Annotated in this window: 21 protein-coding genes; 5 read left to right on the forward strand and 16 right to left on the reverse strand. The window is 64.2% G+C overall.

The genetic code is table 11. The annotated features are described in order from the left end of the window. Positions 1 to 146: 146 nt before the first annotated feature. Positions 147 to 2,243 (forward strand): PhoX family protein, encoded by a 2,097-nt coding sequence (locus tag HMPREF2932_RS02195; protein ID WP_071409495.1) that lies wholly within the window; start codon positions 147 to 149, stop codon positions 2,241 to 2,243. A gap of 27 nt (positions 2,244 to 2,270) precedes the next feature. On the opposite strand, the gene HMPREF2932_RS02200 is transcribed toward HMPREF2932_RS02195, so the two are convergent. Genes HMPREF2932_RS02200 through dacB form a run of 13 tightly spaced genes read right to left on the reverse strand, consistent with a single transcriptional unit; the run spans position 2,271 to position 14,124 of the window. Then, positions 2,271 to 3,218, reverse strand: a complete 948-nt coding sequence (locus tag HMPREF2932_RS02200; RefSeq protein ID WP_070546270.1) for a 2-dehydropantoate 2-reductase — start codon at positions 3,216 to 3,218, stop codon at positions 2,271 to 2,273. A 39-nt stretch (positions 3,219 to 3,257) separates the two neighbouring features. Next, positions 3,258 to 3,989 carry a pantoate--beta-alanine ligase gene (locus HMPREF2932_RS02205; RefSeq protein ID WP_071409518.1) on the reverse strand — a complete coding sequence of 244 codons (732 nt, stop codon included), beginning with the start codon at positions 3,987 to 3,989 and terminating at the stop codon, positions 3,258 to 3,260. Between the two features lie 23 nt (positions 3,990 to 4,012). Beyond that, entirely contained in the window at positions 4,013 to 4,690 is a 678-nt protein-coding gene (locus HMPREF2932_RS02210) for a Rossmann-fold NAD(P)-binding domain-containing protein (protein ID WP_052750503.1), read from the reverse strand. After that, positions 4,691 to 5,971 (reverse strand): DUF6779 domain-containing protein, encoded by a 1,281-nt coding sequence (locus HMPREF2932_RS02215; protein WP_070546311.1) that lies wholly within the window; start codon positions 5,969 to 5,971, stop codon positions 4,691 to 4,693. A 5-nt stretch (positions 5,972 to 5,976) separates the two neighbouring features. Then, positions 5,977 to 6,450, reverse strand: a complete 474-nt coding sequence (locus HMPREF2932_RS02220) for a DUF3180 domain-containing protein (RefSeq protein WP_070511118.1) — start codon at positions 6,448 to 6,450, stop codon at positions 5,977 to 5,979. After that, complete coding sequence (gene folK, locus HMPREF2932_RS02225; protein ID WP_046647202.1) at positions 6,450 to 6,923, reverse strand: 2-amino-4-hydroxy-6-hydroxymethyldihydropteridine diphosphokinase; 474 nt, start codon at positions 6,921 to 6,923, stop codon at positions 6,450 to 6,452. The genes HMPREF2932_RS02220 and folK overlap by 1 nt, the downstream gene beginning before the upstream one ends. Next, positions 6,923 to 7,294 (reverse strand): dihydroneopterin aldolase, encoded by a 372-nt coding sequence (gene folB, locus HMPREF2932_RS02230; protein WP_046647201.1) that lies wholly within the window; start codon positions 7,292 to 7,294, stop codon positions 6,923 to 6,925. The genes folK and folB overlap by 1 nt, the downstream gene beginning before the upstream one ends. 3 nt (positions 7,295 to 7,297) lie before the next feature. Continuing rightward, entirely contained in the window at positions 7,298 to 8,227 is a 930-nt protein-coding gene (folP, locus tag HMPREF2932_RS02235) for a dihydropteroate synthase (RefSeq protein ID WP_046647200.1), read from the reverse strand. 5 nt (positions 8,228 to 8,232) lie between these two features. Then, positions 8,233 to 8,823, reverse strand: a complete 591-nt coding sequence (folE, locus tag HMPREF2932_RS02240; RefSeq protein WP_046647199.1) for a GTP cyclohydrolase I FolE — start codon at positions 8,821 to 8,823, stop codon at positions 8,233 to 8,235. Continuing rightward, on the reverse strand, positions 8,813 to 11,269 hold the full coding sequence (gene ftsH, locus HMPREF2932_RS02245) for an ATP-dependent zinc metalloprotease FtsH (protein WP_070511120.1): 2,457 nt from the start codon (positions 11,267 to 11,269) through the stop codon (positions 8,813 to 8,815). The genes folE and ftsH overlap by 11 nt, the downstream gene beginning before the upstream one ends. Positions 11,270 to 11,317: 48 nt before the next feature. Then, a complete protein-coding gene (gene hpt, locus HMPREF2932_RS02250) occupies positions 11,318 to 11,905 on the reverse strand; it encodes a hypoxanthine phosphoribosyltransferase (RefSeq protein ID WP_046647197.1) in 588 nt (195 codons plus the stop codon). Next, the gene (gene tilS / locus HMPREF2932_RS02255; RefSeq protein WP_084738941.1) at positions 11,895 to 12,848 is read right to left on the reverse strand and encodes a tRNA lysidine(34) synthetase TilS; all 954 of its coding nucleotides are present in this window, start codon (positions 12,846 to 12,848) and stop codon (positions 11,895 to 11,897) included. The genes hpt and tilS overlap by 11 nt, the downstream gene beginning before the upstream one ends. Then, the gene (dacB, locus tag HMPREF2932_RS02260; protein ID WP_071409497.1) at positions 12,838 to 14,124 is read right to left on the reverse strand and encodes a D-alanyl-D-alanine carboxypeptidase/D-alanyl-D-alanine endopeptidase; all 1,287 of its coding nucleotides are present in this window, start codon (positions 14,122 to 14,124) and stop codon (positions 12,838 to 12,840) included. Before dacB ends, tilS begins: the two co-directional genes overlap by 11 nt. A gap of 69 nt (positions 14,125 to 14,193) precedes the next feature. On the opposite strand from dacB, the gene HMPREF2932_RS02265 reads away from it, so the two are divergent. Together HMPREF2932_RS02265 and HMPREF2932_RS02270 are read left to right on the forward strand one after the other, a co-directional pair. Continuing rightward, on the forward strand, positions 14,194 to 14,667 hold the full coding sequence (locus HMPREF2932_RS02265; RefSeq protein ID WP_010188812.1) for an inorganic diphosphatase: 474 nt from the start codon (positions 14,194 to 14,196) through the stop codon (positions 14,665 to 14,667). A gap of 205 nt (positions 14,668 to 14,872) precedes the next feature. Then, the gene (locus tag HMPREF2932_RS02270; RefSeq protein WP_070516207.1) at positions 14,873 to 15,709 is read left to right on the forward strand and encodes an endonuclease domain-containing protein; all 837 of its coding nucleotides are present in this window, start codon (positions 14,873 to 14,875) and stop codon (positions 15,707 to 15,709) included. A 78-nt stretch (positions 15,710 to 15,787) separates the two neighbouring features. On the opposite strand, the gene HMPREF2932_RS02275 is transcribed toward HMPREF2932_RS02270, so the two are convergent. From HMPREF2932_RS02275 to HMPREF2932_RS02285, 3 genes are read right to left on the reverse strand one after another with little or no spacing between them, the layout of a single operon-like run. After that, complete coding sequence (locus HMPREF2932_RS02275; protein ID WP_070546261.1) at positions 15,788 to 16,717, reverse strand: S41 family peptidase; 930 nt, start codon at positions 16,715 to 16,717, stop codon at positions 15,788 to 15,790. Next, positions 16,714 to 18,114 (reverse strand): FtsX-like permease family protein, encoded by a 1,401-nt coding sequence (locus HMPREF2932_RS02280; protein WP_071409498.1) that lies wholly within the window; start codon positions 18,112 to 18,114, stop codon positions 16,714 to 16,716. Before HMPREF2932_RS02280 ends, HMPREF2932_RS02275 begins: the two co-directional genes overlap by 4 nt. Continuing rightward, positions 18,111 to 18,797 carry an ABC transporter ATP-binding protein gene (locus HMPREF2932_RS02285; RefSeq protein WP_049154705.1) on the reverse strand — a complete coding sequence of 229 codons (687 nt, stop codon included), beginning with the start codon at positions 18,795 to 18,797 and terminating at the stop codon, positions 18,111 to 18,113. Before HMPREF2932_RS02285 ends, HMPREF2932_RS02280 begins: the two co-directional genes overlap by 4 nt. 109 nt (positions 18,798 to 18,906) lie before the next feature. Here HMPREF2932_RS02285 and HMPREF2932_RS02290 point away from each other — a divergent pair, with 109 nt between their 5' ends. Continuing rightward, positions 18,907 to 19,599 (forward strand): sensor histidine kinase, encoded by a 693-nt coding sequence (locus HMPREF2932_RS02290; RefSeq protein ID WP_049154704.1) that lies wholly within the window; start codon positions 18,907 to 18,909, stop codon positions 19,597 to 19,599. Between the two features lie 3 nt (positions 19,600 to 19,602). Continuing rightward, positions 19,603 to 20,259, forward strand: a complete 657-nt coding sequence (locus HMPREF2932_RS02295) for a LuxR C-terminal-related transcriptional regulator (RefSeq protein WP_012715319.1) — start codon at positions 19,603 to 19,605, stop codon at positions 20,257 to 20,259. Positions 20,260 to 20,313 lie beyond the last annotated feature (54 nt).

The raw sequence follows: 20,313 nt of genomic DNA on the forward strand, positions 1-20,313 counted from the left end.
ATACGCTGGCGCGATCCCGGTTCACAGAGTGTTCATCTAGCCGTTAGACAGCATCAACCGCGCGGCCATCTCAACCGTATTAACTCAGTGCGTCCGTTGCGACATCCCCGCGCAACCAACGAGTTCGATTTTTGGAGCATATTTTCATGACACTCAACGGCCGCAATCTCTTGGCTAACATGTTTACCTCTTCTCGTTCTTCTCTTACCTGCACCTACAAGTGCGGTAATGCCTGCTTCGGCGAGTGCGAGAACACCTCCGATAACCCTTACTTTGGTGACCAGTTCTCCCGCCGCACTGCTCTGCGCGCCGGTGGTCTGGCCGTCGTCGCCGTCGGTGGCTCCTCTGCGCTGGCTGCGTGTGCCGCGCCGGATGACAACGGGTCTGCGGCTGGCAGCTCCTCCAACAAGACCAGCGAGGTCAAGGGCTCTGACATCGAGCTCACCTCCGCCGAGGGCATGCACTTTGAAGCCGTGGAGGCCAACACCAAGGATGAGGTCGTCATCCCCAAGGGTTATGAGCAGTCCGTCCTGATTGCCTGGGGTGACCCGGTCATCGAGGGCGCGCCGGAATTCGACGTCAACAACCAGACTGCCGCGGATGCGGAGAAGCAGTTCGGCTTCAACAATGACTTCGCCGGCCTCATCGAGCACCCGGATGACAAGAACCGCATGATCTACATGTGCTCGCACGAGTACACCACCGAGCCGATGATGTTCCCGGACTACGACCCGGAGAACCCTACCGAGGAGCAGGTAAAGATCGGTTGGGCTGGCCACGGCCACACCATCCTCGAGGTCTCCAAGGTGAAGGGCTCCGGCGAACTCAAGCGCGAGTTCGGCCCGCTCAACCGCCGCATTACCGCTACCACCCCGTTCACCCTGGTGGGCCCCGCTAAGGGCACCGACCTGGTGAAGACCTCCGCCGACCCGAAGGGTGAGAAGGTCCTGGGCACCCTCAACAACTGCTCCGGTGGCGTGACCCCGTGGAACACCATGCTCTCTGGCGAAGAGAACTTCGACCAGTATTTCGCCGGTGGCGATGTCAAGGATGAGAAGGCCGCTGAATCCCTCAAGCGCTTCGGCATCGAGGAGGGCCCGTCCGAGCGTAAGTGGGAAAAGTACGATGACCGCTTCGACGTGACCAAGGAGCCGAACGAGCCGAACCGCTTTGGCTGGCTCGTGGAGATCAACCCGCTGGACCCGAAGTCCACCCCGATTAAGCACACCGCCGTGGGCCGCTTCAAGCACGAGGCCGGCAACATCCACATCACCAAGGATGGCACCGTGGTCTGTTACTCCGGCGATGACTCCCGCTTCGAGTACGTCTACAAGTTCGTCTCCTCCAAGAAGTACAAGGAAGGCGACCTTGAGCACAACATGACCATCCTGGACCACGGCACCCTATACGTGGCCAAGATGGAGGGCAACTCCCCGGAGAAGGAAATCGACGGCTCCGGCGTCCTGCCGGAGGACGGTGCTTTCGACGGCACCGGTGAGTGGGTCAAGCTGCTGACCTCCGATACGGAGAACAACAAGTTCGAGTCCCACGTGGACGGCATGTCCGCCGAAGAGGTCGCTGTCTTTACCCGTGAGGCCGCCGACAAGGTGGGCGCCACCAAGATGGACCGCCCGGAGGACGTTGAGGTTCACCCGGAGACCGAGAAGGTCTACATCGCGCTGACCAACAACAAGTACCGCGGCGCCACCGGTGAGAACGCCAAGAAGAACAAGGAAGATGCCAAGGAATGGGCTCCGGTCAAGGAGAACAAGAACGGCCTGGTCATGGAGCTCGAGGATGACCACGCCGGCGAGAAGTTCACCTGGAACCTCTTCCTGGTCTGTGGTGACCCGCGTGAGGCCAGCACCTACTTCGGTGGCTTCGATAAGGAGAAGGTCTCCCCGATTTCCTGCCCGGATAACCTGGCCTTCGACAACCACGGCAACCTGTGGATCTCCACCGACGGCAACGCGCTGGACTCCAACGATGGCCTCTACGCTGTGACCACCGAGGGCGAGACCCGCGGTGAGCTCAAGTGCTTCCTCACCGTCCCGGCGGGCGCGGAGACCTGTGGCCCGATCGTCGACGATGACCGCGTCATGGTCAACGTCCAGCACCCGGGCGAGGCTGACGACGCCACCTTTGAGAACGCCACCTCCCACTGGCCCGACGGCGGTAAGTCCACCCCGCGCCCGGCCGTGGTCGTGGTGTGGAAGAAGGACGGCAAGATCGGTACCGAATAAGGCACCGACGTTGCGCAGTGCGCACTCTTAGGCGGTGCGCAGCTGCGCCTCCAGCACCTCCTGCGCGAAGTCCCACAACGGGGTTGCAACCCCAGCCTTGACGCCCATGCGTCGGATCGCTCCGACCTGGGCGTCCAATTCATTCGGCAGTCCTTCCTTGATATCGCGCTGCATCGAAGACGTACTGTCCGGGTGCTGCTGGCGGGCAAATTCCATGGTCTGCTCCACCACGTTCTCTGGCAGCTCCACGCCGAGTGCGCGCCCGACGGCCTCGACTTCCCGCATGAATGCCTCGAGCTGGCCGGGGATTTCCTGGCAGAGGTAACCGATAGGTTTATCCACCAAGGCGCCCAAAGTGCCTGTCGGGGTGACGAACATGGCTTTCGACCAGACGTCGACAAGCGCGGCGTCGTGGAACTTGCTGGAAGCCCCCGCCTCTTTCAGCGCTGCCGACAGCTCCTCGCCCGTGCGGCGCAGTGACTCCGGCGCATCAGCACTCAGCGGACCAAAGGCCAAAGCCAAGGGCCCCGGGTTGCGCTTGATCTGCGCCGGCCCCAGACGCGTGGCGTAAACGCGAGCGACACCAGCGAGGATGTTTTCCTCCCCGAATTCCTCGGCCGCCAGGTACGGAATCTCTACTGAATTGTGCGTGGTCACCACCGGGATTCCCTGCAGGGCCTCGCGGTCCTCCGCGCTTCCAAAGGTCTCGTTGCCCGGCAGCGCCTTCGACGCGATAATCGCCACGTCCAATCCGCCCAAGAGTTCTTTGACCTCAGCAAAGGTGTGGGCAGCCGGGACCTTTATGACCTCGGTGGTGGTGGGTTCCGCGTGGGCGTCGATCAGCGTCACGCCCGTCTCCCCCAGCACCCGCAAGGTCTCACCGCGAGCGACGAAGGCGACGTCGTGGCCCGCTGCTTTCAGTTTTCCGCCAAAGTATCCGCCGATGGCGCCGGCTCCCAGAATTCCAATCTTCATGTCTCCAACCTAGCTGGTGGAGACCTGCGCCACAGACTTTTATCCGCGCTGTTCTAAGTTACGGAAGCCAATGCCCAACGGCACGCCCGCGTTATCGATGAGCCGCACGCCGCCAATGGTGGCGGCGATAAAGAGGCGGGCATCGCCCTCTGCTGGGGCTTCACCCAGGTCGCGTCCGCGCAGCTCCACGTACTCCGGCTCGACGCCCGCGGCGGCCAACACTTCACGTGCCACACGGACAACTTCCTCGGCTCCGGATTCCGCCGCGTACGCACCGGCGGTGAGTGCCGCTGACAAGGCGCTGGCTTCCTCGCGGGCCTCTGGCGCGACGTCGGCATTGCGCAGGCTCATCACCACGCCATCGGGCATGCGCACCGAAGGAACGCCCTGCACACGCGCTGCGATGTGGAGGTCCGTAAAGGCCTGCTGGGTGGCCACGAGCAGCTCGTAGTCCTTCTCCCCCATGAACACATCGCTGGGACCCAGCGCGCAGGTCAGCGCCACAATGCGGGTCAGCTCCGCGCTCACGTCCTCCATGCCGTGGTCGGGTGCAAGGACCCGCGTGCGCTGACTCTGCTGGTCGTAGCGCCACACCACATCAACCCCATCGAGGGAAGAGATGTCCGTCTCCGGGTCCACTGCCACGACCACGATGCCACCGCGCACGCGTTGTGCTGCCTGCACGAGTGCCAGGTGCCCGGCGTGAATATCGCGGCCGAGTGGCACCAGCACTACGCGCTTGCCGGTCTTGCGGTAGGCGCTGCCGACCATGCGGATGCGCTCGTTGTCCTCCACTAGGAGTTGCTCTGCCACGGCGCTTCCTTTCTTACTGCCCACAGTTCCAGTTCTTCCATGTTCTTCTTCTCACCCACCATGCGGGCGACGTCGCGGTAGTTGCGCGCCATGCCCAGCTCCACGGCGGCGGGGTAAGCATCGATGATGTCGCCAGCGTCAAGGTCGAAGGAACTGCCCATAAAATCTTCGATAATCCCCGCCTTAAGCGCCGCCCACGCGCTGAGTTCACCGAGCATCTCCGCGTAGTACAACCGCGCGGCTCGCTCGGCACGTTGTGCCGCCGGCACCGTTTCTGCAGTTTGGTGAATCTCCGAGAGCAGCAACCCAATGACGGTCTCCGCCACCTCATCGAGGGTGCCCACCGCGTAGGAGTCGCCCAGGGGAGCTGCGGCAATCGTCAGGCACCCGCGCGTTTCCAGCTCATCAAGGGCTTCCACCCCAGCCAGCAATGAGGTGTGGATGACGATTTGCTTGGGGCGCACGTGCTTTTCGACGTCCCCCACTGCCCCCTCCAGCTCCCTCGCCGTCGCGGCGAGAATCAGCGCATCGAAGCGGTCCAGCTGGGCGGGGTCCTCAAGCTTCTCAATGGTGTGGCCAGCCATCTCCAGACGGAGGGCGAAGTTAATGCCGGCTCGGGAATTACCCCAGACCGCCACTCGCATGCGCGGAGCAGACATCTACTTCTTCACGTCCTTGTTCTGCTGTTCTTTCCGGCGCTTGCTACGCGCCATGAGTTCAGCCACGGAGACCGCGCCCTCGCGGTGTTCATCGCTACGACGGCGGCCACGGGTGTCGGGCTGTGCGGTATCTGCTTCCGGCTTGCGGTGGCGGTGGTGCGGCTGCTGCGCGGGGCTAGCATCCTCCTTGACGTGCTGCGCACCCGCAGCACCCTGGTTCCACTGCACGGCCTGGAAGCTATCGGTCTTGAACTCCGGCGCCTTCTGCTGCGACCGAGTCTGGGGCTTCGACTGCTGCGGCTTCTGCTCGGTGCGCGCCTGCGGCTTCTCTGCCTTTGCCTGTGGCTTGTCATCCTTGGGCTGGGGCTTGTCGGCCTTTGGCTGAGGCTGAGGCTGCGGTGCTCCCATAGGGCGAAACGCCGGAGGACGGCCCTGCGACGGCTGCGGTGCGCCGAACGGGGATGGTGCCGGGCGGGTGCCCTGCTGATCCGCGGGCTGCTCCGCGGGTTTCGCGGCAGACTGCTCGGCTGGCTTCGGAGTGGGTTGCTGAGCAGGCTTCGCGGCTGGCTTCGCCGCCGGCTGCTGGGCGTTGGCACGGGCGTTATCCGCCAGCAGATTGTCCAGCGGGTTGCTCACCGGGTGGGTCGGCTGCGAGCCGAGGCGGCCTGCGACGGCGTCGGCAGACGGCGCGCCGCCGGACTTCTGGGTGAAGTTCACGTTGGGGGCATCGCCGCGCTCATCCACGCCAGCGCCGCCAGCCTTGCGCTCCAGCTCCTGGATGCGGCGAGCCTCCGCATACAGGGCGGCCGGCTCGTAGACCCACTCGCGCCCGGAGATCTCCTCGATCTGGGTGCGGATGGCTTCCAGCTCCGATCGGATCTCCGCCAGGACCTTGCTGTTATCCGCGCTCGAAGCACCGGAAGCGGTCAAGGTGGATGCGGCATGGGCGCGCTCCACCGCCAGAAGCTCCTTGGCCTCATGGGCCTGACGGCGATAGCGCACCACCAAGAAGAAGCCCAACACCGCGGCCCACAGGGCAGCCAGCAGGGCAATCTTCAGTGCGTTCGCCGAACCCGAAATCAACATGACCAGGCTGGCGATGACCGCGAGGATGACGAGGATGATAAGCCCAATAGAACCAGCATCCGTCTTCGAACCGTCCTGGGAAGACTCCGCCGTTGTCGGTGGCTGAGAGTCCGGCTGCGCAGAAAACTGGGTGGTCGGGCGATCATCCGGGGCCGACTCGTACTGGGGATCAGGGGCGTGGTGCGGGCTCGTCATGCCCACTAACTTACCGCTTGTGCCCCATCAGTTGGAGGTGGCACCTCGCAGTGTCGCTCCAACACCACTCCGGCAACACACATCGCGGCACCGCCCAGCGCCGAAGACACCACCCCGGCCAGGTCACCAGCCGCAGCGACGAGCTCACCGGCGCGCGGCACCACGTAGACCGCCATGCCAGCATAGGCCCCGCCCACGATGGCCCCGGTCCACGCCGAGGCTTTGCCGACAAGCAGGAATTGCGCGATGGTCATGGGATTGAGCTGCGAGTTATCCAGGCCGATACCGTGCTCGTCCTCCTTGGCACCGCGCACCTTGAGCGTCAACAGCACGCACACCAGCGCCATAGCCCACAGAGAAATCGATACGGTTGCCGGAATGGCCAGCATGGAGCCATAAAAGCGGGTGGTGAGGGTGGCAGCCGCCGCAGCCACGAAGAGGGCGGTGCCGACAAGCGCGCCAATCGACGTCCTCGTCATTACTCCCCCAGTTCCTTCACCGCAGCGACCTCGTCCTCATCGAGGTCGGCGATGAGCTCGCGCACCGGGGTGCCGTTGAGCTCCGCGTGCTCATCCGCGGCCAACCACGGCACGAGCACGAAGGCCCGCTCGTGAGCATAAGGATGCGGCAGAATAAGTTCCGGATCTTCGGAGGTCACGCCGTCTATCTGCACGACGTCCACGTCCAGGGTGCGAGGACCCCAGTGCCGCACCCGCACACGCTCAGCGGCCTCCTCCAGCTTCTGGCCACGGCGTAGCAGCTCCAGCGGGGTGCAGTCCACGTCCACGATGAGCACCGCGTTGAGGAATTCATCTTGGTCGGTCACGCCCCACGGCGGGGTGGCAAAGACTGGAGAGGCAGCGACGGTCTCCTCAGCAAACTCGTCAAAGACGGTCTGCAGCAGCGCGCAGCGGTCTTCCATGTTGGAGCCGATAGACAGCACGGCGCGCATTAGCCTGCCATCCTCTTTCGGGAGCGGCGGGCCACGACTGCCACGTCCGCGAAGGTGCGCGGGATGGGCGCCTTCGGCTTGTGGATGGTCACCTCGATGGCATGGAGAATCCCGAAGCGCTGCATCGCGGTCTCGGCGACCTCCTCAGCCACCGTCTCGATAAGGTCCCGGGAGGGGCCCTCGACGATGTCCGCGGCGACGTCGGCAAGCTCGGCGTAATTCACCGTGCGGGACAGGTCATCCCCGATTCCCGCGGTGTCCAACCAACAGGTGATATCCACGATGAAGGGCTGCCCCGTCTTCTTCTCTTCCTCGAAGACGCCGTGGTAGCCAAAGCACTCCAGGCCGGTGAGTTCAATGCGATCCGCCATGTTTTATGCCTTTCCCAAAGAAGTGGACACCACTGTTCCGCCGTCCGCGCCGTTGGCGTAGCTGCCGGAGGCATGCGCGCCGCCGGTGTAGGCCGCGCCCGCGTTCCAGGCCGCGGCGACATCCACGGCATCGCGCGAGACTTCCACCTCGTGCACGCGCACGCCCCACGCACCCATCTGCGCAGAGATGGCGGTGACGGCCGCGGTGGCCGGGTCCGCGAGCAGCGGGCTGGACTCGGCGCCGCGATCTTCCCGGATGGCGGCGAGGAAGCGCTTGCGGGACGCGCCCACCAACAGCGGGAACTCGCCCTGGAGGAACTCCGGCAGAGCCTTGAGCAAAGCCCAGTTATCCTGCGGGGACTTGGCAAAACCCAGGCCCGGATCCACGACGATATTGTCGTGGCTAACACCGGCCTGCAGGGCGTTATCAGCGAGCTTCGCCAGGGACTCGTGGACATCGCGCACCACATCCCCGCCATGGTCGGCCACACCGGCGGCCGAGCCGAACTGGACGGTGCGCCAGTGCATGAGGCAGACCGGCAGGCCGGTTTCGGCCATGGTGCGGTACATGTCCGGGTCGGCCGCACCACCGGAGACGTCATTGATCATGTCCACGCCGGCCTCCGCAGCGGCTTGAGCAACCGAGGCCCGCATCGTGTCCACCGAGGTCTTAATCCCCTCCTCGCGCAGCGCCTTGATGACGGGCACGACGCGGCGTTCTTCCTCCTCGGCAGCCACGCGCACCGCACCCGGGCGGGTGGACTCACCGCCGACATCGATCATGTCCGCGCCGCAGGCGACAAGGTGGCGGGCGTGGGTAAGTGCATCGTCGATGTTGATCCAGCGCCCGCCGTCGGAGAAGGAGTCCTCGGTGACATTGACGATGCCCATGACCAGCGTGCGGCCGGGAACGGTGAGATCACTGACTGCCATTGCTGCTAGCTCCTAATCAGGCTCATGACCTCCGCGCGGGAGGCCGCATTCTTCTTGAATCCGCCGCGCACCGCGGATGTCGTCGTGGTCGCCCCCGGCTTGCGGATACCGCGCATGGCCATGCACAGGTGCTCGCACTCGATGACGACGATGACGGACTGCGCGTGGAGGACCTCCACCAGCGCATCGGCGATCTGGCTGGTGAGGCGCTCCTGGACCTGCGGGCGCTTTGCGTACATGTCCGCCAGGCGAGCCAGCTTGGACAGGCCGGTGACGTGGCCGTCGGAGCCAGGGATATAGCCGATGTGCGCCGTGCCGTAGAAGGGCACGAGGTGGTGCTCGCAGGTGGAATAGATGGGGATATCGCGCACGAGGACGAGCTCTTGGTGCTCCTCGGCAAAGGTCTTGTGCAGGACCTCAGTCGGGTCCTGGTGGAGACCTGCGAAGACCTCGGCATAGGCGCGGGCCACGCGGGCCGGGGTCTCGCGCAGGCCCTCGCGGTCGGGGTCCTCGCCCACTGCGATGAGCAGCTCGCGGATGGCTGCTTCGGCGCGCTCGTGGTCGAAGTCGCGCTGCGCCGGGATGTTATCGCTCATTGGTGTCGCCATCCTTGTACGGGTTGTTGCGGTGTTCATGTTCTCCCCAGCCGGGAGCGCCCCAGGCGTGCTCCTCCGGCTTGGCGTGGCGGCCGCGGCGTTCCGGTTCGCGTGGCTGCGGCTGGTGTTCTGGTTGGGGCTGGGATTCTGGCTGCGATGCGGCGGCATCCGGCACACGCGGAATCTCTTGGGTGTCCTCGTGGCTGGGGCCAGCCTGTTCTGGGGCAACAGTTTCTTCCTGCGCCCCATCGCTGACCGCTTCGTCTGCGCTGAGCTCGCGACCGGTGGGCTCGGTGATATCGGACTCGCCGAAGAAGGTATTGCCCTTCTCCGGATCCACGTAGTCACCCGCGTGCTGGCCGAAGCTGAAGCCAATCTCCTCGACCGATGCCTCCGATGTCGCGGCGGCGGCCTCGTCACCGTTTTCCTTCGCGCGTTCGAGCTCCGCGTGGCGGCGCTCGCGGGCGGCACGGGAGGCGTCGAGAAGCGTCATGCGCTTCGGCAGCTCCTCGCCGCGCTCCTGGGCAAGCTCGACCGGGGTCTTTACCGGCTCGCGGCCGGCCTGGCGCGGGAAGCGAGCGTCCTCGTTCGGGAAAACGTCGAAAGCCTCGCGCGGCTCGATGCCCTCGAAGATGCCCTCGAGGTCCGGGCGGCGCAGGGTTTCCTTCTCCAGGAGCATCTCGGCGAGCTTATCCAGGTAGTCGCGGTGCTCGGACAGGATGTCATAGGCCTGCTGGTGCGCGCGGTCCAAGAGGTAAGCCATCTGCTCATCAATCTTGGCGGCAATGGCATCGGAGTAGTCGATGGTCCCGCCGCCACCCATCTGGCTGAAGGGATCGCCCTGCTCCTTGCCGTACTTGACGGTGCCTAGATCCGGCGAGAAGCCGTACTCAGTAAGCATGGACCGCGCAATCTTGGTGGCGTGCTCGATATCGGAGGAAGCACCGGTGGTCGGTGCGCCGAAGACCAGCTCCTCAGCGGCACGGCCACCCATGGCGAAGACGAGGCGCGCGAAGAGCTCATCGCGGGTATACATGCCCTTGTCATCTTCCTGCGCGGTCATGGCGTGGCCGCCGGTGCGGCCGCGGGCCAGGATGGTGACCTTGTAGACGCGCTCAATGTCCTTGAGCGCCCAGGCGGCCAAGGTATGACCGCCCTCGTGGTAGGCGGTGACCTTCTTTTCATGCTCGGAAATGATCTTGCCCTGGCGGCGCGGGCCGCCGACGACGCGGTCGGTAGCCTCTTCCAGCGCATCATAGGTAATGACGTTGCCGCCGATGCGGGCGGTGAGCAGGGCGGCCTCGTTGAGCACGTTGGCCAGGTCCGCGCCGGACATGCCGGCGGTGCGCTTGGCCAACTGAGCCACGTCGACTTCCTTGGCCAGCGGCTTGTCCTTGGCATGCACGCGCAGAATCTGCTCGCGGCCGGCCAGGTCCGGGTTGGTGACCGGGATTTGGCGGTCGAAGCGGCCCGGGCGCAGCAGCGCCGGGTCCAGGATGTCGGGACGGTTGGTGGCCGCGATGAGGATAACACCCTCGCGGTCACCGAAGCCGTCCATCTCCACGAGCAGCTGGTTGAGGGTCTGCTCGCGCTCATCGTGTCCACCGCCGGTACCGGAGCCGCGCTGGCGGCCCACGGCATCAATCTCATCAACGAAGATGATGCACGGGCTATTTTCCTTCGCCTGCTTGAACAGGTCGCGCACGCGGGAGGCACCGACGCCGACGAACATCTCCACGAAGTCGGAGCCAGAAATGGAGTAGAAGGGCACACCGGCCTCGCCCGCCACGGCACGGGCCAGCAAGGTCTTACCGGTGCCCGGCGGGCCGTAGAGAAGTACGCCGCGCGGGATCTTCGCGCCGAGGGCGTGGTAGCGCTCCGGATCATCGAGGAAGTCCTTGATTTCCTGCAGCTCATCCACGGCCTCGTCCGCACCGGCCACATCCGCGAAGGTGTTGGTCGGCATATCCTTGGTCAGCTCCTTGGCCTTGGAGCCGCCAATGCCAAACATGCCGCCAGCGCCCTGCTGCATGCGCGACATCATCCAGAACAACAGCGCGAAGAGCAGCAGCATCGGCAACAGGAAGCTAATCATCGAGCCGATGAAGGAATCCTGCGTGACCTTCGTTTGGTACTTCTCAGCACCGGAGTCCTTGACCGCGTTAAAGACCTGCTCGGAGGCGCGTGCCGGGTACTTGGCAATGACCTCCTCGATGCCCTCCTGCTCTTCCACCGTCACCGGCTTCTTGAGCTTGAGGCGCAGTTGCTGCTCGCGGTCGTCGATCTGCGCTTCCTCGACGTTCTTGGAGGTCAGCTGCTCCATGGCCACCGAAGTGTCCACCTGCTTGAAGCTGCGGGCATCGTTGGTAAAGAACGTGAATGCGTACAGCAGGATGAGAACCAGGCCCGCGATGGAGCCGTAGCGGATGATGTTCTTGTTTTTCATTAACTACCTTGCACAATTGCGGCTTAAAGCGCCGGACAAGAATAAAGATTAATCGTTGCTGTAGACCGCCGGATGCAGCGTACCTACATAGGGCAGGTCACGGTAGCGCTCGGCAAAATCCAGGCCATACCCCACGACAAACTCGTTGGGGATATCGAAGCCTACATCGAACAGGTCAAGCTCTGCCTTAACCACCTCTGGCTTGCGCAACAGGGTGACCACTTCAAGGGATCGTGGCTGGCGGCCCTGCAGGTTACGGATAAGCCAGGACAAGGTCAGGCCGGAATCGATGATGTCCTCCACGATGACCACATCGCGGCCCTCGATATCGCGGTCCAAGTCCTTCAAAATGCGCACCACACCCGAGGAAGAGGCCGAGTTACCGTAGGAGGACACCGCCATGAACTCCAGCTGGGACGGGATAGCAAGCTTGCGGGCGAAATCCGTCAGGAAGAAAACCGCGCCCTTGAGCACGCAGACCAAGATGAGGTCCTCGTCGGTGTTGCGGTATTTCTCCGCCACGCGATCCGCCATTTCCTGGATGCGCGCCTGAAGATCGTCTTCGGTGATGAGAACGTTTTTGATGTCCTCTCCATAAGGATGGGCGGGGACGGCTAAATCATGGTTATCGTGCACGTGAGCGCTCCTTTGCTGACCGAGGCAATAGTGACAGTTTGCCACCAACGCGTGCGACTTCCAACCTTGTGCCTTTCTTTTCGCTGCGGACGGCGACGGGGCCTTGCCCATGCCAGCGCGTGCACAGGGCATCGATGCCGCGCACCGCCTCGCGCGTAACCTCTATTCCCTCCTCGCGCAGCCACGCAGCGATCGCCCGGCGGCGTTTTGGTTCGGGGAGAACGGCCAGCTCGGCGCAGTCGGCGGTGGGGTGGGTGCTGAGGAAGGCGTCGTCAAGCGCGGCGTCGTGGGCTGCCTGGGCTAAGGCCGGAACGGGGTCTCCGCCCACGATCTCCTGCAGGCGCGGGAGAATCTCGCGGCGCAGTGCTACGCGGCGGAAAGACGCATCCTGGTTCTGGGGGTCCTGCCAGACCTCCAGCCCCAGCTCCGCACAGGCGGCCTCGGTCTGGGCGCGGCGCACGCTCAGCAGGGGGCGCACAACGCGCACGCCCTCCACCTCGGAGCGCTCGCGCATGCCCGCGACCTTCCCCCGCAGGGCACCCAGCAGCAGGGTTTCGGCCTGGTCATCAGCGGTATGCGCCACCGCCACCTCACCCCAGGGCGCGAAGGCACGGTACCGGGCGGCGCGGGCTTCGGCCTCCACGGAGCCTTGCTTGCCGACGTCCACCCGCAACACCTCCGCCCCCGCCCCCAAGGCGCGGGCCTGCTCGGCAGCCCGGCGCGCCTGCGCGGCCGAGCCTTCCTGTAAGCCGTGGTCGACGCAGAGCGCTGTCACCTCGTGTCCTTCGGCCACGAGAGCGGCGGTCAGCGCCAAGGAATCGGCCCCGCCGGACAAGCCCACGGCGATGGCGCGTGGCTGCTCACCGACCACGGCGCGGGCGGCGACGCGGCACGCCAAAAAGTTGGGGCTTCTGCGCGGCCAAAAAGGTTTCTTAGAAGTCATGGAGGGCAGCGGCGAGAGCATCTTGGGCTTGGCGGGCGGGGGTGACTTCGCCGTCGTTGACTAAGAAGGCGAAGGCGTACACGCGACCCGACTGGCCCTGGGCGGTGCCGGTCAGCGCGGAGGTTCCCGTGAGGGTGCCGGTTTTGGCGCGAACGTACCCGCGGGCCGGCGAATCGGGGTAGCGCTGGTAGAGCGTGCCCTCACCGCCGGCGAGGGGCAGGTAGCCCAACAGCGGGCGCAGCTCCTCGGTGGCTACGGCCTGGTCCATGATGTGGGCGAGTACGTCGGCGGGGATGCGGTTATCGCGGGACAGGCCGGAACCGTCTTTGAGGGTGATGTCGCTGATGTCGATGCCGTGGCCTTTAAGCACGTCGAGCATGGTTTTCGTGGCGCCCTCGAAACTTGCTTCCGCGCCCTGGCTGACGGCCAGCTCGCGGGCGATGGCCTCCGCCATGACGTTATCGGAATCCTTCACCGCTTCCTGGGCGCGCAAAGCCAACGGCTCAGATTCTGTAGCTGCGATGACCTCGGTGTTCTCGGGCGCTGAGCTCGTGTCCGCCTTGTCGGTTCCCAGGCGGGAGGCCAACGCGCGGGCGACGTCGAGGGCCGGCTCGTGGGAGCGCGGAACGTCGCCGGTCTTCTCCCCAATGCGCCCACCGTAGAGCATGGCCGGCTGGATGGGGGCGACGAAACCGCCGTCAATATTGTCATCATCCCAGCCCGGTGCCTGGTCGGGCCCGGCCCAGATGGACGTGTCGATGGAGACCCGCGTGACGGTATCCATCTTCTGCTGAATCTGTTCCGCCAGCTCATCGAGGCGCTCGTCCGTCAGCCAGACATCGCCGGCGGCCTTGATAACGATCTCGCCCTCGTGCTCACCTGCGACCACTTCGGTGGTCAGGCGCTCTTCTTCGTCGAGCTTGAGCGTAGCCGCGGCGAGGGTGAGGACCTTGGTGGCGGAGGCCGGGGTCAGCGGCTTTGCGGGCTCGCGCTCCCACAGCACGTCCTGGGTGGTGGTGTCGATGATCTGCCCGCCGAAAGTGGCTAGAGCCTTGTCCTTGCCTAGCTCATCCAACCTGGCTTTGAGCGCGGCGGCGTCGATATCACCGGGCTCGACGGGCTGGACCAGTGTTGTGGGTTCTTCCTGTTTATAGGGCTGGCCGTGGTCCAGGTGATCGTAGGTGCGCTGGATTTCTACGCCCAAGGCGGCCGTCGCCGCCACGGCTCCCGCCGTGACGAGGGCCGCAGTACTCCACCAGACATGCTTAGCTTTCATCGCCCTTTAGACTAGCGCGGTAGACTAAGCGGAGCACATGCCAACCTATTAGTTATGGAGGATTCAGCCGTGAGCGTTGAAGTAACCATCGAGATCCCAAAGGGCTCCCGCAACAAGTACGAGATCGATCACGAGACCGGCAAGGTCCACCTCGACCGCTACCTGTTCACCCCGATGGCCTACCCGGCTGACTACGGCTTCATCGACCACACCCTGGGTGAGGACGGTGACCCGTTGGACGCGCTGGTCATCCTCCCGGAGCCGGTCTTCCCGGGCGTTGTCGTTGAGGCTCGCGTCCTCGGCGTGTTCAAGATGACCGACGAGGCCGGTGGCGACGACAAGCTGCTCGCCGTCGTCGATGACCCGCGCTGGGAGCGCTACCAGGACATCAACGATGTAGAGCAGCACATCAAGGACGAGATCGAGCACTTCTTCACCCGCTACAAGGACCTGGAGCCGAACAAGGAAGTTACCGGCTCCGGCTGGGGAGACAAGGCTGAGGCAGAGAAGATCCTCGAAGAGGCTAAGGCTCGCTTCAAGTAAGCCGCCACGGTCCGCACGTTGAGGGACGTTTCGATCAAATAGGGGCCCAAAACCAAGGGTTTGAGAGGCCTTAGTTGATCGAAACGTCCTTTTTCTTTGTCACCGCGACAACTCCTCATTCGTGACGTACGATTCGATCAAATAGGGGGCCGAAAACAGCGGTTTCTGGGGGCTTAATTGTTAGAACCGTACTCATCGGGGGCACATGGAGATTTTCGAGGGACGCGCGGGGACTCGCCGCGCTGCTAACGGCCGAGCAATCAAGATTTGTCGCGGTCTGTACTTATCTGCGGTGCCAACGCCGCGCGAGCTCGCTGAAGTCGTCTCACGGCGTTGGCCGGACTCAGCCTTGGACGGCTATTCCGCAGCTCAGCAATATCTTGGCCAAGAGCTGACCTACCCACTTTATTTTCTGCGCGCAGGAACGATGGCATCGAGCACGTATTTTCGCAGCCGGCGGGCACGGCCTAAGGCGCTGGGCAGCATGAACGGGGTGAACGTCTGCAGCCCGCTGCAATGTATTGAGGCGATGGCGCAGGAGGATGCCGTGGCCTTCATCGAGGCCTTCTTCGCCGGGCCGCACGGGCGCTCGCGCATCGAGACCGAACAGCTGGACTTTCGCCGCCTGCCCAAGCACACGCGTGAGGTGTTGGAAAAGGCCATCGTCGGGGCGGATAGCAAGCCGGAGCGCGACCTCACCCGGGGCCTTGAGCCCCACGCCAAAGTCCGCAACAACGTGCGGATTGGGCCCTACCGCTGGGACTTGGTGCTCGAGGAGCACAAGGTGGCCATCGAGGTGGACGGCTACGCCTATCACAAAGGCGAGAACCGACAACGTTTCGAAATCGACCGCCAAAAGCTGAACGACGCCGTCCAGCGCGGCTATCGGCCCCTCCACTTCACCGCCGCCACGATTGAGCACCACCTTGACGTCGCTGTTCACCAGGTCCTCGCAGTTATCAAAGGGCGGGGCGAGTTCGTCGCCCCGCCCTGGAAGTGGCACCACTACTGGCGGTGGGAGCGCGAGCGTTGGGCAGGCTAGCGTTGCGGCTGAACAGCAGCAACGTGCCGACAACGAACCGGGCTGGCTAACGCTGCGGCTTACTAACACTGCAGCTAACTAACTGCAGCGGGAAGCAAGCCATCCGTCGAGCTCGGATTCGGGTGCATCGGGAGCGATGGGATCCTCGGCGAACTCCTCGCCCGTGCGCGCCTTGTCCTTGGCCGTGGTGAGCATGAGCGAGCGGCCGTCCGGATAGTCCAGGACCACGTTGGCGGAGGCGTAGCCGGCGGTCGGCTTGCCAAAGGTCCGTGTGTTGTCCAGCCCGCGGAAGGCCAGGAGGGTGGCTTCGGCGGAGGAGGCGGTCTCGTCGTCGGTGAGCACGGCGACGGGAATGTTCAGCTTGCCGCCCGACGTGGTGGTGGGCGTGCCACCGCCGGTAACGGAATTACCGTCGATGACCACGTCAGAAGTAGTCATTCGGCTGACGAAGGAGAGGGCGGTGCCATCCGGCAGAAGGGGGCTTAAGCCCGCGTACATCGGGCCCATGTCCCCGCCGTCATTGCCGCGCAGATCCACCACGGCAGCACAGGCCTCCGGGTGAGAGGTCAGACCGTGGGCCAAAGTGTCGGCGTAGGCTTGGCCGTCATCGTGGCGGCCGATGGAGGGCACGGTAGCGCGCAAGACGCCATCGTTGAAGTCAACCGAAGGCTCAGCGCTTTCGGCGGCCTTTTCCTTTTCGGTGCTAAAGACTTTGGAGTGCTTGCCACCGGCAGCGTTGATGGCGGCATCGAGGAGCTCAGCGTTCGTGGGGTCCGCTTTGAAGGCCTCGCGGGCGCGCTGGAATTCTTCGCTCTCGCCATAGATTCCGGAGATCGCGGCAGTATCCACCATCGCAGTGTTGATGCGCTTCTCGCTGGCATTGAAGAGGAAGTAGGGCTTGCCCAGCAGCGCCCCGCCATAGGAGGGGCCGAAGAAATACACGGCCGCGGCCACAGCAACAAGAGCAACGAGAAAGAGTCCGCCGAAGATTTTCAGTACCGTTTTCATTCTTTTCGACCTCCAGTCCGCAGCACGTAGCCGCGCAGGGGTTCAACAAGGACAATGGCAAGCAGCGTGACCAGCCAGCCTATGGCCAAGAAACCGAAGGCCATGAGCAGACGGCCAAGAACGTCGACATCGCTTTGCTCGACACTGGAGAAGAACATCAGTGAGGCGATCCCACCGCCGAAAAGGAAGCCGAAGAAGCTCAATCCCACCACAGGCCCCATGATGGTCAGGGCACCGGAGCGGAACTGGAAACCGCGCGGCACACCCATGAGATCCAGAGAGCGGATGAGTTCCTTGTCTTCGAAGATGCCGGAGACCTGCCCCAGAATGATGGACATGGTGGTCAGCGTGAAGCCGAAGATGAGGGTTAATAAGACGCCGGTGGAGATGTCCTTAAACACCACGTTCATCCCCGGGTCCTCTTTGAGAACCATGGCCAAGGCATCAGAGCCTAGGGGCGCCGCAACGAGGAAGCCCGCCAAGTAGCCGAAGAACGCGATGGCCGCACTCCGCTTCCACGCCGGGCGCGCATTGCCCGCCACTCGCTGGCAGGCCACGAAGTGCGCGGTGCCAGGAAAGAGAGACATGATGTGTGCGCCGAGCTGCAGGATGAAGGGAGCGATGAGGTTGATGCTCATCAGCATGCCGAACATAACCACGATGACCATAGCGGTGGGCGGGCCCGCCTTGCCGAAGAGGAAAGCCCCGCCGACCGCCACGATGACAAGGAAGACGATGGCGCGCCACCAGCGGTAAGCCGCGGGCATCTGACGCTTAGCCACGCCCAGCGGGCTCACCCGCACCCGACGCATGCCGACGAGTGCTGCGCCGATGGCCAGCAGGAAAAGTACGCCGGCCACGGCCAGATAACCCCACCAGGGCAGCAGAATCTCAGGCAAAGAAATGGAGCGCATCTGGAAGTCCAGCTGGGTGAAGACCGGCGCGATGAGCTGGCTGATCAGCCCGCCGAGCACGATGCCAATGATGGCTTGCAGGCCCGTCTCCACGATGGCCATGCGCTCCACCTGGCGGGAGCTCAATCCCAACAGGCGCAGGGTGGCCAGGCGCTGCTCCCTGCCTGAGGCGCCGAGGACAGCGGCTTGGGCTGTGAGGTTAAACAACGCCGGAAGAATGAAGGCGCAGGCCAGCAGGGCCAGGGCGAACCAGGGATAGAGGAAGGCCTCCATCTCGTTGCCGAAGGCCTCCTGCAGAGCGGGCGCGGCATCCTCAACGTGCTGAGCGCGCTCCCAGAACATCCAGGTACCGCCCGCAACCAGGAAGGCGATGGCGGAACCAATGGTCAGGCTCACAATGGCCAGAAGCGAGACGATTCCTGTTCCGGAGCGCGCGCGAATCGATTCGCGCTGCAGGTCAAAGACTAAAGTCGCGGTGTTCATCGGATCACCTCGAGGCGGCGGTCGTCGTGGATGATGCCATCGCGAATCTCCACGCGGCGCTGCATCCAGTCGGCCACCTTCGGGTCGTGCGTGACCATGACCAGGCTGGCACCGGACTGGCGCACGATGGTGGTCAGCATCTGCATGACCTCGTGGCCCGTGGACTGGTCCAGTGCACCGGTGGGCTCGTCGGCGAAAACCACGCCCGGAGAAGCCACCAGCGCACGCGCGATAGTCACGCGCTGCGCCTGTCCACCGGAGACCTGCGCCGGGCGACGCTCCGCCAAACCGCCCAATCCCAGCTGGTCCAGCAGCTGCATCGCGCGCTTGCGCGCAGCACCGCGCGAGACCCCGTTGAGCATCGCGGGAAGCGCTACGTTGTCCACGTTGCTCAGCTCCGGCAGCAACTGGCCGTCCTGGAAGACGAAGCCGAAGTTGCGCAGGCGGAGGCGGGAGCGGGGGCCGTCGCCAAGCGCGGAGAGCTCGTCATCCCCGTAGCGCACGCTGCCGTGCGTGGGGGTCAGCACGCCGGACATGCAGTGCAACAGCGTGGACTTGCCGGAACCAGACGGCCCCATGACCGCCACGAGCTCACCCGGTTCAATGTCGAGGGAGATTCCGGCGAGCACCGGGCCGCCGCCGAAATCCTTGGTGATGTCTGTCAGGGAAAGTGTCTGTGCCATGTCTCTCATTTCACCGTCTCGGGCCCTCATAAAGAACAGTCCTAGCGTTGCTCTTTAAGGTAGTGCCAGCACTACCCCTGCCGCAGGGGCGGGCCACTATGCTGGGCCTGTGTTCCGAAGAAAACCCCAGCCCACCAACCATGAGCAACAGCAGGCGCAGAAAATTGCGCAACTCACGGCCTCGCGCCGCGCCATCGCGGATGCCTATGAGGTGGAGCGCGCCCGCATCGAGCGCGACTTGCACGACGGCGCGCAGCAATACCTCGTGGCCGCGAGCATGAAGTTGGGGGAGGCTCTTCTCGACGCCCCCTCTGACCTCGCCGAGCTTCTCACCGCTGCCAAGCAGGACGTGGACCGCGGCCTGCACTCCCTGCGCGCCACGGTGCACGGCATCCACCCGCAAGTCCTGCAGGATCACGGTTTGGTCGCCGCGCTTGCCGACGTCTCCTCCTCCCACGGCCCCCACGTCAGCGTCTTCGCCCCGCATCCTTTGCCCAAGCTTTCCGCCTCCGTGCTGGCCTGCGGCTACTTCTTCGGCACGGAGGCTTTGACCAACGCGGCCAAGCACGCGCCCGGCGCGCCGGTGTCTGTTTTAGTGATCGCGGATGATTCGCTGCGCATCACCGTGGTGGATGAGGGCCCGGGTGGCGCGCAGGTTGTACAAGGTCACGGCTTGGCGGGGATGGCCGAGCGCCTCGCCGCCTTTGGCGGGGAGATGACGCTGAGCTCTCCCCCGGGCGGGCCCACGAGGCTGGCATGCTCGATTCCACTTCTTCTCGATCGCGGACAGTCAGGAGTTTAAGAAATGAGTTTGAGAATCGTGGTGGCGGATGACTCCGCCATTCTGCGCGAGGGCCTCGCCGGCCTTCTGGAGCGCCGCGGGCATTCAATTGTGGGCCAGGCGGATTCTGCTCCAGCTTTGGAGGCCGTGGTGGATAAGCTGCGCGATGAGCTTCCGGACATCGTCATCACGGACGTGCGCATGCCGCCAGGTATGGGCGATGACGGCTTGAAAGCCGCCGTAAACTTGAGAAATGCATACCCGGGTCTGCCCGTCATGGTGCTCTCCCAGTATGTGGCCCCCGCATATGCGGTGGAACTCTTCGACTCCCCCGATGCCGGCACCGGCTACCTGTTGAAGGACCGCGTCTCCGAGGTACGGGACTTCCTCTCGAGCCTGGACGTGGTGGCCCAGGGCGGCACCGTCATCGACCCCACCGTGGCGCAGGCTCTCATGAGCTCTGGGCGCAGCGGCCTGGGCGAGCTCACCCCGCGCGAGCGCGAGGTCCTCGAGTTGATGTCCCGCGGAAAGTCCAACAAGGACATCGCCGCCGAGCTCGTTTTGTCTTCCGCCGCGGTGGCCAAGCACGTTTCCAACATCTTCACCAAGCTGCGCTTGGACCCCAGCGAAGACAACCGCCGCGTGAAAGCCATTCTGGAGTACCTCTCAGCGCACCGCTAAAGCCCAAGGCAAGCATCAAATGCTGTTGTGAGGCAGCGAAACAGAGCAGACTGC

The sequence above is a fragment of the Corynebacterium sp. HMSC074H12 genome (assembly GCF_001813755.1).
GTDB classification, from domain to species: domain Bacteria; phylum Actinomycetota; class Actinomycetes; order Mycobacteriales; family Mycobacteriaceae; genus Corynebacterium; species Corynebacterium hiratae.

Bases quoted from the DNA above. Each gene is read 5' to 3' on its own strand.
- tilS (WP_084738941.1), bottom strand. From the start codon at position 12,848: ATGACTTCTAAGAAACCTTTTTGGCCGCGCAGAAGCCCCAACTTTTTG.
- HMPREF2932_RS02200 (WP_070546270.1), bottom strand. From the start codon at position 3,218: ATGAAGATTGGAATTCTGGGAGCCGGCGCCATCGGCGGATACTTTGGC.
- dacB (WP_071409497.1), bottom strand. From the start codon at position 14,124: ATGAAAGCTAAGCATGTCTGGTGGAGTACTGCGGCCCTCGTCACGGCG.
- HMPREF2932_RS02210 (WP_052750503.1), bottom strand. From the start codon at position 4,690: ATGTCTGCTCCGCGCATGCGAGTGGCGGTCTGGGGTAATTCCCGAGCC.
- HMPREF2932_RS02195 (WP_071409495.1), top strand. From the start codon at position 147: ATGACACTCAACGGCCGCAATCTCTTGGCTAACATGTTTACCTCTTCT.
- HMPREF2932_RS02275 (WP_070546261.1), bottom strand. From the start codon at position 16,717: ATGAAAACGGTACTGAAAATCTTCGGCGGACTCTTTCTCGTTGCTCTT.
- folK (WP_046647202.1), bottom strand. From the start codon at position 6,923: ATGCGCGCCGTGCTGTCTATCGGCTCCAACATGGAAGACCGCTGCGCG.
- ftsH (WP_070511120.1), bottom strand. From the start codon at position 11,269: ATGAAAAACAAGAACATCATCCGCTACGGCTCCATCGCGGGCCTGGTT.
- HMPREF2932_RS02270 (WP_070516207.1), top strand. From the start codon at position 14,873: ATGGAGATTTTCGAGGGACGCGCGGGGACTCGCCGCGCTGCTAACGGC.
- HMPREF2932_RS02295 (WP_012715319.1), top strand. From the start codon at position 19,603: ATGAGTTTGAGAATCGTGGTGGCGGATGACTCCGCCATTCTGCGCGAG.
- HMPREF2932_RS02215 (WP_070546311.1), bottom strand. From the start codon at position 5,971: ATGACGAGCCCGCACCACGCCCCTGATCCCCAGTACGAGTCGGCCCCG.
- HMPREF2932_RS02280 (WP_071409498.1), bottom strand. From the start codon at position 18,114: ATGAACACCGCGACTTTAGTCTTTGACCTGCAGCGCGAATCGATTCGC.
- HMPREF2932_RS02220 (WP_070511118.1), bottom strand. From the start codon at position 6,450: ATGACGAGGACGTCGATTGGCGCGCTTGTCGGCACCGCCCTCTTCGTG.
- folB (WP_046647201.1), bottom strand. From the start codon at position 7,294: ATGGCGGATCGCATTGAACTCACCGGCCTGGAGTGCTTTGGCTACCAC.
- folE (WP_046647199.1), bottom strand. From the start codon at position 8,823: ATGAGCGATAACATCCCGGCGCAGCGCGACTTCGACCACGAGCGCGCC.
- HMPREF2932_RS02285 (WP_049154705.1), bottom strand. From the start codon at position 18,797: ATGGCACAGACACTTTCCCTGACAGACATCACCAAGGATTTCGGCGGC.
- HMPREF2932_RS02205 (WP_071409518.1), bottom strand. From the start codon at position 3,989: ATGGTCGGCAGCGCCTACCGCAAGACCGGCAAGCGCGTAGTGCTGGTG.
- folP (WP_046647200.1), bottom strand. From the start codon at position 8,227: ATGGCAGTCAGTGATCTCACCGTTCCCGGCCGCACGCTGGTCATGGGC.